An 18,389-nucleotide genomic window follows, 5' to 3' on the forward strand; every position below is an offset into this window, starting at 1 on the left:
TTAGAATTATGGCAAAGAAAACAGTCGCTTCAAAGAAAAGAAATGTAAAAGTTGACGCTATGGGTCAGCTTCATGTTCATAGCTCTTTCAACAATATCATCGTATCTTTGGCAAATAGTGAGGGTCAGGTGATTTCTTGGTCTTCTGCAGGTAAGATGGGATTCCGTGGCTCTAAGAAGAATACTCCGTATGCAGCCCAGATGGCAGCAGAGGATTGCGCAAAGGTTGCTTTTGACCTCGGTTTGCGTAAGGTAAAAGCATACGTTAAAGGTCCGGGTAATGGACGTGAATCTGCTATACGTGCCGTACATGGTGCTGGTATTGAAGTAACAGAGATTGTTGATGTCACTCCGCTGCCACACAACGGTTGCCGTCCTCCGAAGAGAAGAAGAGTATAGTTCACAGGTACAATGTTGTTGAAACAAGAAAAAGTATAATAATTATGGCAAGATATATAGGACCGAAATCAAAAATTGCGCGTCGTTTTGGTGAGCCCATTTTCGGCGCAGACAAAGTTTTGTCCAGGAGAAACTTCCCTCCCGGACAGCATGGCAATAACCGTCGCAGAAAGATGTCTGAGTATGGTGTCATGTTGGCAGAGAAGCAGAAAGCCAAGTATACATACGGAGTACTTGAGCGTCAGTTCCGTAATATGTTTGAGAAGGCTGCTAAGGCTGACGGTATTACCGGTGAGGTGTTGCTGCAGAATCTTGAGTGTCGTCTCGATAATGTTGTTTTTCGTTTGGGTATAGCTCCAACACGTGCGGCTGCTCGTCAGCTTGTCGGACATAAACATATTACAGTTGACGGAAAAGTTGTTAACATTCCTTCATATGCTGTAAAGCCGGGACAGATAATTGCTGTTCGTGAAAAATCCAAATCTCTTGAGGTTATCGATGCAGCTCTTGCAGGCTTTAATCACAGCAAGTATCCTTGGATAGAATGGGATGAGAATACAAAGAGCGGTAAGTTCTTGCACAAGCCAGAGCGTGCCGATATTCCTGAGAATATCAAGGAGCAGTTAATCGTTGAGTTATACTCTAAATAAAATCATTGAATTAATGGCGATATTAGCATTTCAAAAACCTGATAAAGTCGTAATGTTGGAGGCTAATGACAAATTCGGCAAATTTGAATTTCGTCCGTTAGAGCCTGGCTTCGGTGTTACTATAGGTAATTCCTTGCGCCGCATTCTTCTTTCATCTCTCGAGGGTTATGCGATTAATACGATTCGCATTGCCGGCGTTGAGCATGAGTTTTCATCCGTATCTGGAGTAAAGGAGGATGTCACCAACATGATCTTGAATCTCAAGCAAGTGAGATTCAAGCAAATAGTAGAAGAGTTCGAGAACGAAAAAGTCAGTATCACGGTTGAGAATTCTACCGAATTCAAGGCTGGTGATATCGGTAAGTATCTGACTGGATTTGAAGTGTTAAACCCGGATTTAGTGATTTGTCATTTAGACTCCAAAGCTTCAATGCAGATTGATCTTACTATCAACAAAGGTCGTGGATATGTGCCCGCTGATGAAAACCGGGAATTCTGCACCGATGTTAATGTAATTCCAATCGATTCTATTTACACCCCAATCCGTAACGTTAAGTATTCAGTAGAGCCGTATCGCGTTGAACAGAAGACCGATTATGACAAACTGGTTATGGAAGTGACTACGGATGGTTCCATTCACCCGAAAGATGCGCTGAAAGAAGCGGCCAAAATCTTGATTTACCACTTCATGTTGTTCTCTGATGAGAAAATCACTCTCGAGAATGCGGATGTTGATGGCAATCAGGAATTTGATGAGGAAGTTCTGCATATGCGTCAGTTACTCAAGACACGTCTTGTGGATATGAGCTTAAGTGTTCGTGCCCTCAACTGTCTTAAGGCAGCAGATGTTGATACTCTTGGCGACTTGGTACAATACAATAAGACCGATCTGCTTAAGTTCCGCAACTTCGGTAAGAAATCGCTCACTGAGCTTGATGATTTGCTCGAGAGTCTGAATCTGTCGTTTGGAACCGATATTTCTAAATACAAATTGGATAAAGAATAATTAAAAAATGAGACATAACAAGAAATTCAATCATCTTGGTCGTACTGCATCTCATCGTAGTGCCATGCTTGCAAATATGGCAATATCGCTGATTATGCACAAAAGAATCACTACGACTGTTGCAAAGGCTAAAGCTCTGAAGAAGTATGTAGAGCCCTTGATAACTCGTTCTAAGGACGATTCAACAAACTCACGTCGTGTAGTGTTCCGTTATTTGCAGAACAAGGAAGCTCTGAAGGAACTTTTCGGTGAAGTAGCTGCAAAGGTAGGTGATCGTCCCGGAGGATATACCCGTATCATTAAATTGGGTACTCGTCAGGGTGATGCTGCCCCCATTTGCTTCATTGAGCTTGTTGACTTTGATGAGAATATGGCTAAGACAACCGCTTCCAAGAAGAAAGCTACACGCCGTTCACGTAAGTCAACAAAGTCAGAAGAAGCTGTTGTTGAAGAGACTGCCACAACAGAAACAGAGACTCCCGTAGCAGAGGAGGCTCCAAAAGCTGAATAAATAGAATTTTGGTGAATCCGATAGGGCGGGTCCGACAGGTTTAATCCGGTTGGACCCGTTTTTTGTGTTTACACAAGAATATAGCAACAATCATGAAATGTCCGGTCATTATTTTCCAAACACCAGTACGCGTTCTTCTTCTGGCAGAAATGTTTTGTGTAGCATATCTTCTGCCGGTGAACCGAAGGGCATTTGTGCTATCAATTCCCATGTTCCACTGATGTTCCATTCCTTGCGTACCGCGCAATCTATTATCGGATTGTAATGTTGTAGAGATGCTCCGAACCCCATGTCTTCCAGCATGGTCCATACTGCAAATTGGTGCATTGCCGATGTTTGCTGCGACCACGTGGGGAATCTCTCACTATATATCGGATTTTCGTCTTGTAGTTGTTTCACGGTTGTTTTATCTTCATAAAACAGTACCGTACCGTATCCCGAACGGAATCCATTGTCGATTTTTCTTTCCGTATTCTTTATGGATTCTGGCGATACAATTTTTTTCAGTTCCATTTTTACTATATCCCACAGTCTGCGATGATGTTCGCCGAAAAGCAGTACCATGCGTGAAGATTGTGAATTGAACGCTGACGGTACGTGTAGAATGGCAAGATTCAGCATTTCAATTATTTTTTTGTCGCTTACCGGCGATTTGTCTGACAGTCTATAGTAACTCCGTCTGTTAACTAATGCTTCCTGAAAACTTCTCTTCATAGTCTTATCATTTTAGGGGTTATGTGCCACAAATATAGCCATTCTTTTTTATTATCTGTCATTTGAATGTTGTGGTATATGCTTTTTTGATAAGTTTTAAAATCAGTTTGCAGCTATTCTGATGCAGTGATGTTTGATGGTTGATGAATGAAGTCAGAAATCGAGTCAAGTTTTTGTAGGGTGTTTAAAAATGTAATCTTTAGTTATAAATATATATATGATACATAAAAATGTGATATGTATATACATTTTACATACTTTTCCGTATTTTTGCACAAACTAAACATAAAGCAGTGAAAACATGGTTAACAAGAAAAGACGATTCGTCACATCCCATCATTCTGTATTACGAGACATAGCATGTACCATCATTATGATTTGGCTTCGTGTCATTGTTGCTGTAGGTCAGCCGTTTGCATCATCATATTGTCCGGTATCCCTTTTGCTGTCAGCGGGCAGATTGACTGATAAAGGGACTTGCGGACCAGGTGATGACAAGTCGGAACACCCATACATGTTGCAGGTGAAAGAGCTGATGCTGAGCAACGGACTTACCGTGTGGATAAATGAAGACCACACTCAGCCCAAAGCCTATGGTGCCGTGGTTGTAAAAGCAGGTGCGCGTGACTGTCCCGATACGGGTATTGCCCACTATTTCGAGCATATCCTGTTCAAGGGCACCGACAATATCGGTACTGTAGATTATTCTCGCGAACGTCCTTGGCTCGATTCCATAGCCGCATGTTACGACCGTCTGTCACAGACCGTTGACGAAAGCCGTCGTCGTATGATACAGCAAGATATCAACCGTCTGAGCATAGAGGCTGCCCGATATGCCATACCCAACGAGTTCAACAATCTTATTTCTCGTTATGGCGGTACGGGACTCAATGCCTATACATCGCTTGATGAGACTGTGTTCTACAACACTTTCAGCCCACAGTATATAGCCCAATGGGCCGAACTCAACAGCGAGCGCATGCTCAATCCTGTGTTCCGTCTCTTCCAAAGCGAACTTGAGACGGTCTATGAGGAGAAGAACATGTATTCCGACAATATGCTCGTGCCGGCCTTGGAGGCTGTGCAGAATCGTGTTTTCGCCGGCACGCCATATGAATACCCGATCATCGGTAGTACCGCGAATTTGAAAAATCCGCGTCTGTCGGAGATGCAGGCATTTTTCGATCGTTATTACGTGGCAGGCAATATGGGGTTGATGCTTTGCGGCGACATCTGTGCCGATACAATCGTTCCGTTGCTTGAGCGTACCTTCGGACGTCTGCGCCGTGGTGATGTTCCCTTGCGTACACCGGTGGTGCAGAGTCCTTTCGGCAGTTCTGACCGTCTTGACATCAAAGTGCCCATCCCCGTCATAAAGGCGCAGGGCCATATTTTCCGTGCACCTAAAGCGACACACCCCGATCATGTCCCTTTAGAACTGGCCATGTTGTTGCTCTCCAACAGTTCGGGCACAGGTCTGCTCGACTCGCTTGAGCATGCCCACAAGGTGATGGGTGTAATGGCTGGCGTGGTGGGACTGTCGGGCGACGATGACCTCGTTGGCTATGGATACATTCCGCGCCTGCCATTCGGTTCAAAGAAGAAGGCCGCCCGCCTTTGCCGTGAGCAGATAGACAGACTCGCCACCGGCTGTTTTGACGATGCGATGCTTGAAGCCCTCAAAGTCGAGGAACTGCGCAAAGCCAAGGAAGAGCTTGAGGACATGTCCGTGCGTTCCTCGATGATGGTCAATGCCTTTTCCCGTGGGCGTAGTTGGGCCGATGTGCTTAGCCGTCCCGAACGTGTGCAGGCGGTTACTCGCACCGACATAGAGCGCGTGGCCCGTCAGTATCTCAGTGGAGGCAGTTTGCAGGTTACCAAGCGTTTCGGCCGATATGCCAAGGATAAAGTCAGCCAGCCCGGATACACCCCTGTGCCACCGGCCAACACTGGTGTACGTTCGGATTATGCCAAGCGTCTGGAGCAGATGCCTGTCGTGACGGCCAAACCGCGTTTCATAGATTTCGACAACGATGTGCGTGTCATCCCTCTGCGTCCTCTCGTCACACTTTACACGGTGGATAATCCCGTAAACGATCTTTTCTCCCTCGAACTCATTTACCATCGCGGAACCATTGCCGACAATCGTCTTGAAGCCGTGGCGTCATACATCGGTGATCTCGGCACCGATTCTCTTACACGCCATCAGTTCGGCAGCGCCTTGCAACGGCTTGGCTCGGAGATTACGGTAGAAGCCGGCGATGCAGATTTCACCATAACCGTCAAAGGTTTTGACAGCGCATTTGACGAAACGATGAAGCTGCTCAACAGTCTTCTCGCCACTGTCAAGGCCGATGAGGACAAGTTTGACGAACTTGTTATGAGTGAGCGTATAGCAGAACGCACTTTCTTCCGTGAGAACGCTGCAATAGCAGATGCGTTGTTCGAACGGGTGGCATATGGCGATGGTTCCAAATATTTGGGTCGGCTTACGGCCGACATGCTGAAGCGGATGAGCGGTCGTGAGCTTGTCGACATATTTTGTGACTTGCAGCATACCGAACTGAGCATCGTGTATAGTGGTACGCTGACCGTGGATGATGTTGAGAGCCGTGTGTGCCGTTGGTTGCCGATTGACACCGTATCACGTCCGCAGACCGACAGTTACCGGCCTTTGCTTTCATACGACGAGCCTGTGGTATATGTCTATGACAGTCCGTCAGCCCGTCAAACCATCATCGGCACTTATCACCAGCTGCCTCCGCAGCCGTCTGTTGCCGCACGCGCACGTCTCAACCTATGGAGCCGTTATTTTGGTGGTGGCATGTCGTCGTTGATGTTTCAGGATATCCGCGAGTTCCGTTCCTTGGCTTATTATGCTTATGGCGATGCAGAGCTACCGTCATTTATGCGCCATCCTGATGTTCCTGTGGCTTATCAGACCGTGATGGGCACACAGTCTGATAAGGCCATGCAGGCTCTTGGTGTGCTTGACTCCCTGTTTGCAGCCATGCCGTTGCGTGAGAACAATGTGGCTGCTGTGAAGCAGGCCATGGCTCATTCGGTCAACAACAACCGTCCCGCATTTCGTGACATCGGGCGCCATGTGGCCCGGTTGCGTGCCGGTGGTTACTCTGCCGATCCGGCGCGTGCTTCCATGTCAGCTCTTGAGACGCTTGGCGCAGTTGATATCTCGGCTTTCTACGATGAGTGTGTGCGTCCGGCCAAGCGCGTTACTGTGGTTGTTGGCAACTGTGGCAAACTCGACATGGATGCCCTGTCTCGTTATGGCAGAGTGGTTGAGTTGAAGAAAGAAGATGTTTTCCGTGTAGGGAAGTGATTTTATCCGGTTAGCGTAACGTTTCGCTTTAGGGTAATCCCTACTTAAAAAACGGGAAAATTCCATTGCTCTTTTCTTAAAAATGGCTATATTTGCACATATAATAAAACATACAGCGATGAGAAAGGGTTTTGTATCAGCCGTATGCCTGTTGCTGGTTGTAAGCAGTTGCAGCACGACTGAGCAGGGTGCCAATGCAGGTGCCATGTTCGGGTCGATTATAGGCTCTGCCATAGGTGGCATCTCGGGCGGATACCGCGGCAGCGATATAGGCACATTGGTAGGCATGGCCGGTGGCGCGGCTGTGGGTGCAGCCATAGGACATGCGTCAGAAAAGGCTCGGGAGGAGAAGTATGATGCCTATAGGCGTGAGCGCGAGGAGCGCGCGGCCCGTCGTGAGCATCGTGGTTACGACAGTTCCGCAGGTGTGGTGTATAGTGGTGATGATAGCGGGTTCGATCCTTCCAACAGCGGTGACGACCGCATTATCTTCGAGCCGGCGCCTTCGTCTTCGGGTTGTGGCTATCCTGTAGCTGCCGACAGCATACATATATCTTCCGAATCCATCGCCCATCACCCCTCCGTGTCTTTGGGACAGTTGCAGGATATGAGACATGACGGCAATTGTGATAATGATTTACAGATAGAAATACGCAATGTCGGATTCAGCGATGCCGATGGCGACGGAGCCATCAGCCGTGGTGAGGAGTGTCGTGTGGCGTTTGAGATAATGAACCGTTCGTCGGTTCCGGTATACGATATAGTACCTTTCGTGACCGATACCACGGCAAACAGGCATATTGTCATCTCACCGTCAGTGCGTGTGGAGAGCATAGCCCCGGGGCGCGGTGTGAGATACAGTGCAGCCGTTGTGGCCGACAAGAAACTGAAAGACGGCGGTATTGTGCTGAAAGTAGGTGCGGCACGCGGTTCGGATTCTGTTACGATACAGTCGGTTGATATCAATGTGTCCACGCGCAAAGAGCCTTGACAATCGGATTTCAGCTATACGTCTAATATGTTTCCGGCATGCTTTTATTTCTTCTTTTGTTGTATTGCTGACGGTTTCTTCTTAGGTATGCTCTTTGCCGGTTTCTCGTTCACTTTCTTTATGTCCTGCCATGCCGGGTGCATGCCGTCCATGATATCATCGGAAGTCTGGAAGTCGAGTTCTGGCAGCGCCATGTTGTCACTCGGACGGAACGGAACTATCGTCGTGTCCATCGGTTCCACTATAACCATCGCCACACCCTGTGTCAGCATGTCCAGTTCCTTGGCGGCCCGCCATGACAGGTCGATTATGCGTCCGCGTCCGTATGGTCCCCGGTCTGTGACTCTCACAAATACCATCTTGCCGTTTTTCGGATTCGTCACTTTAAGTTTAGTGCCGAACGGGTAGGTCCTGTGTGCGCATGTCAGACTGTCGTGATGCAGCCGTTCTCCGCTGCTCGTGCGTGCTCCTGTCGCTTTTTTTGAATAATAAGAGGCTTTACCTCTCTGTATGGTCTGGCCGTACAGAGAGACAAAGCCTGTCAAAGCAAAAATTATGGATAAAAGTCCTGATTGCAGATGATTCACGGCAGTATCGTTCTTTATACGATGCCCTGAGCCATCATAGCATTGGCCACTTTCATGAATCCGGCAATGTTGGCACCTTTCACGTAGTCCACGTATCCGTCTGTCTGCTTGCCGTATTTCACACATTGTTCGTGTATGCTGCTCATTATATGATGCAGTTTCTCGTCCACTTCAGCCTCACTCCATGTCAGACGGATGGCGTTTTGGGTCATTTCCAGACCCGATGTGGCCACACCTCCTGCGTTCACAGCCTTGCCCGGTGCGAAGAGCATCTTGGCTGCCACAAACTTTTCTGCAGCTTCTGCCGTGCATCCCATGTTGGATACTTCGGCCACACATAGCGGTTTGTTCTTCAACAGCATGTCTGCATCGTCACCGTTAAGTTCGTTCTGTGTGGCGCAGGGTAGGGCAATGTCACATTTCACCTCCCATGGTTTACGCCCGGCGATGAACTGTGCTTCAGGGAACTCCTCGGCATACGGGCTGCATATGTCGTTGCCGCTGGCTCGCAATTCAAGCATATATTCTATCTTCTCGTCGTCAAGTCCGGTCGGGTCGTATATATATCCGTCCGGTCCTGATATTGTGATAACCTTGGCACCCAGTTCCGTCGCCTTTTTTGCAGCGCCCCATGCCACATTGCCGAATCCGCTTATGGCCACGGTCTTGCCCTTGATGTCAATGCCGTTGGTGCGGAGCATCTGGTTGACAAAGTACAGAGCACCGTAGCCCGTGGCTTCGGGACGTATGCGCGAGCCGCCCCATTCGAGCCCCTTGCCTGTCAGTACGCCGCTCCACTCGTGTTTCAGCTTCTTGTACATGCCGAAGAGGTAGCCTATCTCTCGTGCGCCCACACCGATGTCGCCTGCGGGGATATCCTCGTCGGGACCTATCACACGGTACAGTTCCGTCATGAACGACTGGCAGAAGCGCATCACTTCGTTGTCCGAGCGTCCGCGTATAGAGAAGTCGGATCCGCCCTTGCCGCCGCCCATGGGCAGTGTGGTCAGCGCGTTCTTGAATGTCTGCTCGAATCCGAGGAACTTCAGTATCGACAGATTGACAGACGGGTGGAATCTCAGTCCGCCCTTGTATGGTCCTATGGCGCTGTTGAACTGCACGCGATAGCCTATGTTCACGTGCACTTCGCCTTTGTCGTCAACCCAAGGCACGCGGAATGTCACTACGCGTTCCGGCTCGACGATGCGTTCTATCAGTTTGGCTTTCTCAAATTCCGGATGTTGGTTGTATACGTCCTTTACCGATACAAGCACTTCCCTCACAGCCTGCAGATACTCGGCCTCGCCCGGATGCTTCTGCTCCAGGGCCTGCATTATTTTCTCAACTTCCATAGTAATCTTGTGTTTAAAAGGTTTATATGAATTTGTCAGTTGTCATTATGTTATTAAAACACCACAAATATACATCAAAACGGGGAAACGGCAAAGCCTTAACGGGATTATTTTCGGTTTTAAGGTTACAAATTGTTAAACGCGCATGCTGTTACTGCAAACGTCAGCAACGGTCGCCATCCGGTCGCCGTGTCGTGGCCGGCAGCAGATGTTATTGACTTTACTCACTAAAGTCAATAACATCAGTGAGTAAAGTCAATAACATCAGGGGATAAAGTCAATAAGATTATAGGGTAATGAGGCTGTGTCGGAATATGAATATGTCCCGACTTTGTTTAATGGACCGTATTTCGACACAGCCTGTGCTATATTTTAGATTTTGTCAAGTGCCTGGCGGATGTCGTCAAGAATGTCGTCCACGTCTTCGATGCCTACAGAGAGGCGTATGAGATCGGGAGCCACGCCTGCCTCGCGGAGCTGCTCGTCGGAAAGCTGGCGGTGGGTGTGGCTGGCGGGATGCAGCACGCAGGTGCGTATGTCGGCCACATGGGTTACGATGTTGATCATTTCGAGCGAGTCCATAAAGCGTACGGCTGTGTTGCGGTCGCCTTTCAGTCCGAAAGCCATCACGCCGCAACTGCCGTAGGGCAGGTATTTTCCGGCCAAAGCGTGGTTGGTGTCAGTCGGCAGACCGGGATATCTTACCCATGCCACGCGGTCGTCGGCTTCAAGAAATTCTGCCACTTTTTGCGCGTTGGCGCAATGCTGGCGCATGCGCAGTGCGAGTGTCTCGAGACCGAGGTTGAGCAGGAACGAGTTCTGCGGTGCCGCAATTGAACCGAGGTCGCGCATGAGCTGTGCCACGAGCTTGGTGGTGTAGGCCATCCGACCGAACGATTTCGTGTAAGTCAGTCCGTGATACGATTCGTCGGGCATGCATAGACCTTGGTATTTGTCGGCATGGTCGTCCCATGCGAAGTTGCCGCTGTCCACCACGCATCCGCCAACCTGCGTGGCGTGACCGTCCATGTATTTTGTGGTGGAGTGGGTTACGATGTCGGCACCCCACTCAAACGGACGGCAGTTGACGGGAGTGGCGAAAGTATTGTCCACTATGAGCGGCACTCCGTTGCTGTGGGCCAGGCGTGCAAACTTCTCGATGTCGAGCACGCGGCAGCCGGGATTGGATATCGTCTCACCGAAGAGTGCGCGGGTGTTAGGGCGGAAAGCCTGCTGTATCTCCTCTTCCGTAGCCTCGGGATTGACAAACGTGCACTCTATTCCGAGCTTGCGCAGCGTGACGCCGAACAGATTGTACGTGCCGCCGTAAATTTCGCTTGATGCCACGATGTGGCTGCCCGCCTCGCAGATGTTGAACACAGCGTAGAAGTTGGCTGCTTGTCCGCTCGATGTGAGCACTGCGCCCACACCACCTTCCAGCGCGGCTATCTTTGCGGCTACGGCATCGTTGGTGGGATTTTGCAGCCGGGTATAGAAGTAACCCTCTTTCTTCAGGTCGAAGAGCATGGCCATCTCTTCGGTGTTGTCATACTTGAACGTTGTGCTTTGTACTATCGGCAGTTCTATCGGTTCGCCGTTCTTGGGTTGCCATCCGGAGTGGATGCAGAGCGAACCGGGTCTTAGTTTTTTTGTCATGATTGTTGTTCTGTTGTTGCTATGTTGACGGCTGCAAAGGTACACAAAATAATTATAAGCAGATGTTTCTTGTGCCGTTTTTTAGATTTCTATACTGGATAATTTCATTATTTGCCGCATCGTTCTTTCTTCCATAGTTCGGAAAGTCTTGTTGCTGGGATCAGCCTCGGGTGTCTTCTCTCACCATTTCACCGCTTATGGACAATTTGTCCAATAAACTGTAATAGCTGTATCTGTGTTTCCATGTATTCTTAAAACTTCTTTTCATAGGCCCCACAGCTACCCGACAGTTACCCCGCAAGCAACCAATATGAAGGTTTCTCTACCGCCGAGAATATGACCGTAGACAAAGTCACCGACTTTCTTGACCGACTTTCGTTCCGTATCCGTAAAAATACGTTTGTGGTTCTTGACAATGCAAGCATTTACAGGTGCAGGCTCATGCGGGAACCTCGTCAGGTTTGGGAGAAATGTGGACTTTTCCTTTCCCCCCCCCACTATATAGTCCTCACCTCAATAATCGCCTATATTCTATGGCAAATGGCTGAGATCTGCGGATTACTTCTCCACAGATTCCCAGCTTTATGCAAAAAAAACGTGCGTTAGCAGCTATTGGTTCTGAACTCAAAATCAATTTTGTCTATGCGGCTTAGTATAAATTAATTTTTACGACTTACTTACCTACTTAAAATTCGTTATTAATGTATTCCATAATTTCATTGGAAATTCATTTGGTCCTGGAATAAATTCATAGTTTTCATCATTTTTGTAAATAACTTCTCCTGAACAAAAAGGTACAAACTGCCATTTATCCGTATGCAATAACCTTGACACTATATTTCTTTCTTCAAATTGTTTCATGAAATTATGATAAAGTTCATTTGCCTTATCAAATGCAATATCTTTGTCTATTTTTCCTGCTTTAAACAGTCCAAAACATTTATCTGCCTTACTCAAAACACAAACAGCCTTATTCTTCTTATAATCCAGAGACGAATAAAATAGACGTATGGCATTCACATAATCACAACGTTCGTTTTCATCTAAACAAGGAGCTGCATCATACATGAATAACCAAATCTTAGGATTAGGACTATCTATTATTTCTGTCAAATATGAACTCATCTCAGCAAGAGTATAATCTGCATTACAGAACCTTTCTCCGCAACAGTCAAATAAATAACAGCAATGATTATTCTTTCTGTCAAGAATTTCCAACAATATATCTCCTTTATCTAAAGTTGCAACAGGAATCGTTCCTTTGTGAAACAGTACTTTTTCATGTTCTTTACAAATTGACTCATACTCTGTATCATTACGAAAAGTACGCTCCGGAGTACAACAATAACCGTCCTCCAATAAATAACGGATCAGGCGATGAATCATAAGAGTTTTACCTATACATCTGTGTCCAAACGGAATAATAATCGGGACATCTTTATTTGGTATGCAAATCATAAGAGATTACCCTTAATACGTGTCGGGCGCAACTTCTAATTTCTTTTTTGTTTATATATAATCGAGAAATAAGTCCTATGAATTTAATGTATTATAAAATTCATCGAATCTGTATTACAATGAAATTTCTATTTTGATTTTGCAACTAAATCAACATTAAAGATTACAGTTGTATTGGCAATACAACAAAGATATTCTTGTACATTGGCTTCACCTGAAATATCTACTTCTTCTGGCATGGAAGACTTCTCGTAAATTTTAACAAGCGAATCATCCAAGTATACATACCATTCAGAATTGAAAAAACCATGATAGAACGAGTACACTTTATCCGGATTAATGACATTTTCATCCTTAAGCTCATAAGTCACCCATATTTTATCTTTTGCCTCCAAGCCATCATATCTTTTTTTAAACTTCCAATAATTGTCAATAAATTCTTTTGTTGTCGTTGTTTTTACTCCATTTATTGTCAGGTTTATAGTAGCCGACCCCTTAGATATTGTTTTAAAATCATCTTTTTTTAACGTAATATTCTTCTGAACTCCATTATTATCCCAATAATGCACTGTAGGGATTACAAAATCCAACAAGTCCGGCGAGCAACTAAAAGAAAAAGTTGCGACCATATAGTCATCATTATCATCGCAACAAGACGACAGCGTAAAAAGCAAAACACTCATTACCGAAAGTAAAGAAAACTTCAATCGTTCCATTCTGTTTTTTATTTAAAAATTAAACATATAATGTTTTTTACAATATTTAAAATTCTTCCGAACTAATTTTTACGATACATACATCACCGGATATATCTCCTATATATCTATACAAGATACTGACATTGGCTTCTTTACAAGTTCTGATTAATTCTTGCATCATAGGATCTCCGCTTAATAGTAGTTTTTTAATATTAGCCTTCAAAACATCTTTGTTTCCCTCTATCGATTCTACGGAAACAGTATTTTCATCCAAACTGTAATTATATACAAAATTATCCTTTTCAAGAGAAACAGAAGAGAGAGTCATAACTTTATCTATTTGTATCGGACATTGCGCATTTGTTGAAACAACCATGATTTCCAGCATCTCACGAGGTGTAATCGGATCTATATTACCTGCCGAAATATCTTTTACTTCTTCTTTCGATATTCTAATCTTAAGACTTTCATTCGTTTCGGCAGTCTGCATAACGATAGTAAATTCTGCATCAGCACTGGCTATCTTCTCCATCAGTGTCATATTTGATTCTGATTTTGCCATGTTGCCTAATACGGTTCTTTTCATAGTATTTTTAAGCTGTTTCAATGCCGAGAGTTTAAGAGGCAAGTCTTTATTTATAGTCATTGTCATAACAACTTCATCAGTTTCCTCGTCATAATTAATACTCGATATTTCTCCTACCATACCCAGATCAAGAGGGCATTCATCTTTTACTTTTTCTATTTCTGATTTTAAATCCTTCTTAGAAGAATCACAAGAAATAAAAGCAAAAGACACCAACAACAAAAATGTTGCAAATACAATTTTATTCATTGCTATAACCCTATATTCGTGTCGGGCACAACTTTTAAATTCTTTTATTTATAATACCAAATATTTGTCACCACCTTTTTCCACCTATCACGTTACCGTCATATAAAATATTCACATAATAATAATTTACAGGATTAAGACGATAATTAAATTTTAATTTCAATTGATGCTTACCTTCGTATATAGTAACAGAATGGCTGTTTGATACAACCTCTGGTTCTGACTCGTTTATTGCTTTCAAATAAATAGTTATATCTTTTTGTTCCACTGCATAATAATCAATTGTTATCTCTTCTGCATCGATGCTACAGTTTGTTATGACAAACGGAACCCTTGCAAATATTGCCGATAATTTATTTTCCAAATCCCTCTTTTCCAGTTTTTCATTATTCAGGCATAAGCGAAGAGAATCTTTCGAAGTATTCAACATCTTAATAACATTCTTCTTATCAACAATGGTACTTTTTGCCTTAGCAAGTTGCCCCTGCGTACTATTCAGATTGTCATATAAGAAAAACATACCAAATCCGCAAATAAGAATTGCGAAAGCAAGCAAAACCACATTTCTGTATTGCTTCTTCTGCGACTGTAAATTACGATAATCCTCTCTCAACTCACTATTTTCTTTGTATAATTTGGAAATAGTCTGCTTAACATAGCTTATTGATGAGTAGGCATTGTCGCCGGAATATATATTTACAACGTTGTTCTGTTCTATAGCTCTCAGAATTTCAGAGTTTCTTTCTTCAAGTGCAATATTCTTAGTTGCTATCAAACCGGAAAAGTTTTGTTTTGTTTGGACAGCATAAGAATCCAAATTCTCTTTGACAATTTCACGTGCAAGGATTTCTGTCTGTTCTATGCCGATCTTGTCTGACGCAAAATTATCTGAGAGATACGATATTTTTCCAGTTCCAGTCAATCTGAGTATCTTACCATTGAAGACAATACGAGAAAAAATCTTGTCAAAAGTTTGATGCAAAACCTTAATGTCTTTGATATACACCCCGTTTGTAACAATACATATACCAAAGACCTGCGACAAATCGGTATCTAACAGCATCAAAAAGGCGTAATAAGTGAGAGAGCCTTTTCTATAAATAGTCAGTCGTGTGTCTTTTTTATCGGTACATAACGACCGAAGAAAAGCCTCCTCACCATCATAAGGGTATTGAATGTAAGTCCCTTTATTTGTTCCGAACAGATATAAACTATAATTCATCTACTACTTGATTTTGAACTTAATTATATTGTTCTCATTATCAACCGTGTACTGTGGCAACTCTTTCAAAACAGTCTGTCCAAGGAGCAAGGGAGCATCGGCGTTTTCTACTACTGTAGCCTTTACATTGTTGAGTATCAACTTTCCGCCAAGAACAAGTTTGCGGAGGTTCACAACCATGTTCACTGTGATGTTACCATTGGCATCACCGAATTTCTCCGTACCAAGAATATCATCATCAGTCAGCACATTCTCGTTATAAAGATAGTTCGCTTCTCTAACTGTTATCTGCGTATATGATGCTCCGGTATCAAATATCATTTCTTTATTGATACGGTCATTAATAAGAACTTGCACTATTTTTAGATTACTTTGTTCTGTATATGAGACATTCACAATATCTTCGTCCGGCAGTTCAATTTCCAATTCGTCATCCTCATCATAAGGAGAAATTAACTCTGTCACTTCGTCATTAGTGTTTGAGCACCCTTTGCATGACTCCATGCTAAAGCCTATTGCAACTAAACAAAAGGGGATAATAAAACTTTTGTATTTCATAATTAGAATATGTACTTTTTTAGAATGTCTGTTAATCTTTCTGACAAACCGTGATAAAACTTGTTCTGCTCTTCACTGAAGGAGGACATGTTTATTTTGTCGATTTGATTAAGCAGTTCATTGGCTTTGTCAATACCAGATTTGATTTTGATTGCTACAAAATTCTTTCTATCTGCATCTGTCACATCTTTATCCGCTTTCGCCGCATCAACTTTATTTTCCATATTTATAATACATTCTGCGAATTGGCGTATTGTTGAGACTGCCGCATAGTGTGCCTGCATATACTTTGGTAACTTGCGGGTGTCTATCTTTATATAATTATGTGAGAAAACAGAAGAATCTGTGCATGCAAAGAACCGATAGGCACGTGCATCTTTTTCAAATGCAGAGAAATATCGGACTGAGTCTGCCATGAGATTATAAACAGAATCTTGTAAAATAAGAGCTTGTTCATAACCCTTAACCTTATCTTTGTCTTTTAATTGGCTACAGAGATGACGTATACTATCTGATTTTTGCAACAAAGAGTCTACTGAAATTTCTTGTCCGAAAGAATATATTGGAATAACCACCAATATAAATGCTAATATTTTTGTTTTCATCGTTTGTTATTAATTAGTTACGTTAAATGTATATACAATACTGTCAGCTAATTCCAATTGTTTTGATCCTACTTCCGTCGCACGTATGTTAAGATGGTTATTGTTCGGATCTACTTCAAGGCCGTTGTCTTTTCTCAAAAGCTTATTAGTACCTTCAATCACAAAGCAAGAATTTCGTTTACAAGTGATTTTTCCATCCTTGGCCGAAATGGCATTTTCTTTTTTATATTTATAGTCATCAGTTGCATGATATATCATCACACCGGATGTTCCAGTACCTGTTTTATTTTCAGTTCCTTTCTTATTATTTATTTTCAGTTTGTCTATCTTATTTTCAATAAACTTTATATGATTTTCATTAAAGTCATTAAAAGCTACATAATTCTTTATTATATCTTTTAACTTTAATAAATCATCTATACTATTTCGGTTATCAACTTCTTCTTTGAACCACTTATTATAGGAAATTTGCAATGTCAATTTAAGCCCGACTTTTTTATCACCTTGAACATTCTGAAGCATGTTCCAAGCAGTGTTAAAATTGTAACTATTAAGAAACCCATAAAATTCTTTATATTTAAAATTATCATCATTACCTTTTTCCCCATTAACACCTTCGCCGATAGCTTTTGACAATCCTTTAGTATCGTTATACAAATTTCTTTCTGTTTCATCTGTTTTGTCATATTTTGATGTCGATTTGGAATCATCTGATAACAAAAGACCAACTACAGATAATACTATAAATAAAAGAAGAACAGCACAGGCACCAGCAATAATTTTTTTCGGATTTTTCTGAATAAACGTTTTAAACCAATCATTATTTTTATCGTCATCAACAGGAAAATGCGTATACATCTCTGTATGCGTTGTTGTTGATTGCTGTGGCTTTAAATTGTCAAGCTCGTTGTAGATCGACATATAGTCATCTCTCAATTTTCTCAATACAGGTTGCCTACCTATATATTCTTCAATCGTGTTCAGGTAATGGTTTATTTCTTCTCGTTTTGCCATTATGTCATCAATAGAAACACGACCTTTCAAACCTTGAATAATGAAGTCTTTATGGCTACCTACTTTATTTGTAAGTTCATTGATAAAATGTACTGAAAGTAAATCTTGACTATCTGCAATTGGATATGTCTTTTTATGTCCTGGTGTTTTCGGATAGTTACTTTGCTGTGAGGAAACAGGAGTAGCTTTGCATTCTGATGACAACGAAACCCAAGTGTAACTACGCAGTGCCTGACTTATGCTTATGTCATCCGCATCAAAGGGCAAGGTGAGCATGCGCCCTTCTTTACTATTGTTAAACGAGTCATCTATTGTGCTTATAGAATCAGCAAGTTCGCCAATAACATTGTTGATTATGATACGTCCAATTTTCTCGCACATATCTTGCCGTTCGTCGAACCTTGATATACAAAATCGCCCGATAGCATTGGCACCATTTATGGAGGAAATGATCTTATCCTTATCATCGGATTTTAGTATTATCTCATTGTAAACGCCATCAAATAATTCTTTGAGGGAAACCGGATTATTACAATACTCATCACCGGTAAATACTATCGACATCCCAAGGAATGCTCCTTCACGACCTTTGCAAGAAACTAAATTGTATATCAGATATGAATACACAGTTTCACCATTCGTCTTGCGATTAATCCTCATTTCTCTACCTCGTTTACTGGTGTCGTAGAATAACTGGTAGTAGAGGATCTCATCAGGAGTTCCCGATAGCATGTTGAAACCATCGGGAACACCATAAATATAGAATTTTGGATTATTCATTTTTTGCAATTAAG

General features: G+C 43.3%; 17 protein-coding genes. 6 read left to right on the forward strand and 11 right to left on the reverse strand.

The window, feature by feature from the left end:
- Positions 1–8 precede the first annotated feature (8 nt).
- From rpsK to rplQ, 4 genes are read left to right on the forward strand one after another with little or no spacing between them, the layout of a single operon-like run.
- Complete coding sequence (rpsK, locus tag HPS55_RS10215; protein WP_172174081.1) at positions 9–398, forward strand: 30S ribosomal protein S11; 390 nt, start codon at positions 9–11, stop codon at positions 396–398.
- 44 nt (positions 399–442) lie between these two features.
- Positions 443–1,048, forward strand: a complete 606-nt coding sequence (rpsD, locus tag HPS55_RS10220; RefSeq protein ID WP_172174078.1) for a 30S ribosomal protein S4 — start codon at positions 443–445, stop codon at positions 1,046–1,048.
- A 13-nt stretch (positions 1,049–1,061) separates the two neighbouring features.
- Positions 1,062–2,054 (forward strand): DNA-directed RNA polymerase subunit alpha, encoded by a 993-nt coding sequence (locus HPS55_RS10225; protein ID WP_172174075.1) that lies wholly within the window; start codon positions 1,062–1,064, stop codon positions 2,052–2,054.
- A 7-nt stretch (positions 2,055–2,061) separates the two neighbouring features.
- Complete coding sequence (gene rplQ / locus HPS55_RS10230; RefSeq protein ID WP_172174072.1) at positions 2,062–2,565, forward strand: 50S ribosomal protein L17; 504 nt, start codon at positions 2,062–2,064, stop codon at positions 2,563–2,565.
- A 108-nt stretch (positions 2,566–2,673) separates the two neighbouring features.
- Here the strand turns inward: rplQ and HPS55_RS10235 are convergent, their stop codons facing one another.
- The gene (locus HPS55_RS10235) at positions 2,674–3,279 is read right to left on the reverse strand and encodes a nitroreductase family protein (RefSeq protein ID WP_172174069.1); all 606 of its coding nucleotides are present in this window, start codon (positions 3,277–3,279) and stop codon (positions 2,674–2,676) included.
- A 301-nt stretch (positions 3,280–3,580) separates the two neighbouring features.
- On the opposite strand from HPS55_RS10235, the gene HPS55_RS10240 reads away from it, so the two are divergent.
- Positions 3,581–6,619, forward strand: coding sequence for a M16 family metallopeptidase (locus tag HPS55_RS10240; protein WP_253945767.1), 3,039 nt, complete (start codon positions 3,581–3,583; stop codon positions 6,617–6,619).
- Positions 6,620–6,737: 118 nt separating this feature from the next.
- Positions 6,738–7,610, forward strand: a complete 873-nt coding sequence (locus HPS55_RS10245) for a hypothetical protein (protein ID WP_172174066.1) — start codon at positions 6,738–6,740, stop codon at positions 7,608–7,610.
- Positions 7,611–7,654: 44 nt separating this feature from the next.
- Here HPS55_RS10245 and HPS55_RS10250 read toward each other — a convergent pair whose 3' ends face one another.
- The 10 genes from HPS55_RS10250 to HPS55_RS10295 all read right to left on the reverse strand — a co-directional run bounded on the left by HPS55_RS10250 (position 7,655) and on the right by HPS55_RS10295 (position 18,375).
- Positions 7,655–8,155, reverse strand: coding sequence for a septal ring lytic transglycosylase RlpA family protein (locus HPS55_RS10250; protein ID WP_253945766.1), 501 nt, complete (start codon positions 8,153–8,155; stop codon positions 7,655–7,657).
- Positions 8,156–8,211: 56 nt separating this feature from the next.
- The gene (gene gdhA / locus HPS55_RS10255; RefSeq protein WP_172174060.1) at positions 8,212–9,549 is read right to left on the reverse strand and encodes an NADP-specific glutamate dehydrogenase; all 1,338 of its coding nucleotides are present in this window, start codon (positions 9,547–9,549) and stop codon (positions 8,212–8,214) included.
- Between the two features lie 372 nt (positions 9,550–9,921).
- A complete protein-coding gene (locus tag HPS55_RS10260; RefSeq protein WP_172174057.1) occupies positions 9,922–11,205 on the reverse strand; it encodes an O-acetylhomoserine aminocarboxypropyltransferase/cysteine synthase family protein in 1,284 nt (427 codons plus the stop codon).
- 681 nt (positions 11,206–11,886) lie between these two features.
- The gene (locus HPS55_RS10265; RefSeq protein ID WP_172174054.1) at positions 11,887–12,663 is read right to left on the reverse strand and encodes a hypothetical protein; all 777 of its coding nucleotides are present in this window, start codon (positions 12,661–12,663) and stop codon (positions 11,887–11,889) included.
- Positions 12,664–12,791: 128 nt separating this feature from the next.
- Complete coding sequence (locus HPS55_RS10270; protein WP_172174051.1) at positions 12,792–13,379, reverse strand: hypothetical protein; 588 nt, start codon at positions 13,377–13,379, stop codon at positions 12,792–12,794.
- Between the two features lie 46 nt (positions 13,380–13,425).
- Complete coding sequence (locus HPS55_RS10275; protein ID WP_172174048.1) at positions 13,426–14,196, reverse strand: hypothetical protein; 771 nt, start codon at positions 14,194–14,196, stop codon at positions 13,426–13,428.
- Between the two features lie 67 nt (positions 14,197–14,263).
- Complete coding sequence (locus tag HPS55_RS10280; protein ID WP_172174045.1) at positions 14,264–15,418, reverse strand: hypothetical protein; 1,155 nt, start codon at positions 15,416–15,418, stop codon at positions 14,264–14,266.
- Positions 15,419–15,421: 3 nt separating this feature from the next.
- Positions 15,422–15,976, reverse strand: a complete 555-nt coding sequence (locus HPS55_RS10285) for a retropepsin-like aspartic protease family protein (RefSeq protein ID WP_172174042.1) — start codon at positions 15,974–15,976, stop codon at positions 15,422–15,424.
- A gap of 2 nt (positions 15,977–15,978) precedes the next feature.
- Positions 15,979–16,581, reverse strand: a complete 603-nt coding sequence (locus HPS55_RS10290; protein ID WP_172174039.1) for a hypothetical protein — start codon at positions 16,579–16,581, stop codon at positions 15,979–15,981.
- A gap of 9 nt (positions 16,582–16,590) precedes the next feature.
- Complete coding sequence (locus HPS55_RS10295; protein WP_172174036.1) at positions 16,591–18,375, reverse strand: hypothetical protein; 1,785 nt, start codon at positions 18,373–18,375, stop codon at positions 16,591–16,593.
- Between the last annotated feature and the right edge of the window lie 14 nt (positions 18,376–18,389).

It is taken from the genome of Xylanibacter rodentium (genome assembly GCF_013166575.1).
Classification (GTDB): Bacteria; Bacteroidota; Bacteroidia; order Bacteroidales; family Bacteroidaceae; genus Prevotella; species Prevotella rodentium.

Coding starts and splice junctions, on each gene's coding strand:
- HPS55_RS10290 (WP_172174039.1), bottom strand. CDS start 16,581: ATGAAAACAAAAATATTAGCATTTATATTGGTGGTTATTCCAATATAT.
- HPS55_RS10265 (WP_172174054.1), bottom strand. CDS start 12,663: ATGATTTGCATACCAAATAAAGATGTCCCGATTATTATTCCGTTTGGA.
- HPS55_RS10280 (WP_172174045.1), bottom strand. CDS start 15,418: ATGAATTATAGTTTATATCTGTTCGGAACAAATAAAGGGACTTACATT.
- HPS55_RS10275 (WP_172174048.1), bottom strand. CDS start 14,196: ATGAATAAAATTGTATTTGCAACATTTTTGTTGTTGGTGTCTTTTGCT.
- rpsK (WP_172174081.1), top strand. CDS start 9: ATGGCAAAGAAAACAGTCGCTTCAAAGAAAAGAAATGTAAAAGTTGAC.
- HPS55_RS10240 (WP_253945767.1), top strand. CDS start 3,581: ATGGTTAACAAGAAAAGACGATTCGTCACATCCCATCATTCTGTATTA.
- rplQ (WP_172174072.1), top strand. CDS start 2,062: ATGAGACATAACAAGAAATTCAATCATCTTGGTCGTACTGCATCTCAT.
- HPS55_RS10285 (WP_172174042.1), bottom strand. CDS start 15,976: ATGAAATACAAAAGTTTTATTATCCCCTTTTGTTTAGTTGCAATAGGC.
- rpsD (WP_172174078.1), top strand. CDS start 443: ATGGCAAGATATATAGGACCGAAATCAAAAATTGCGCGTCGTTTTGGT.
- HPS55_RS10245 (WP_172174066.1), top strand. CDS start 6,738: ATGAGAAAGGGTTTTGTATCAGCCGTATGCCTGTTGCTGGTTGTAAGC.
- HPS55_RS10235 (WP_172174069.1), bottom strand. CDS start 3,279: ATGAAGAGAAGTTTTCAGGAAGCATTAGTTAACAGACGGAGTTACTAT.
- HPS55_RS10270 (WP_172174051.1), bottom strand. CDS start 13,379: ATGGAACGATTGAAGTTTTCTTTACTTTCGGTAATGAGTGTTTTGCTT.
- HPS55_RS10295 (WP_172174036.1), bottom strand. CDS start 18,375: ATGAATAATCCAAAATTCTATATTTATGGTGTTCCCGATGGTTTCAAC.
- HPS55_RS10225 (WP_172174075.1), top strand. CDS start 1,062: ATGGCGATATTAGCATTTCAAAAACCTGATAAAGTCGTAATGTTGGAG.
- HPS55_RS10260 (WP_172174057.1), bottom strand. CDS start 11,205: ATGACAAAAAAACTAAGACCCGGTTCGCTCTGCATCCACTCCGGATGG.
- gdhA (WP_172174060.1), bottom strand. CDS start 9,549: ATGGAAGTTGAGAAAATAATGCAGGCCCTGGAGCAGAAGCATCCGGGC.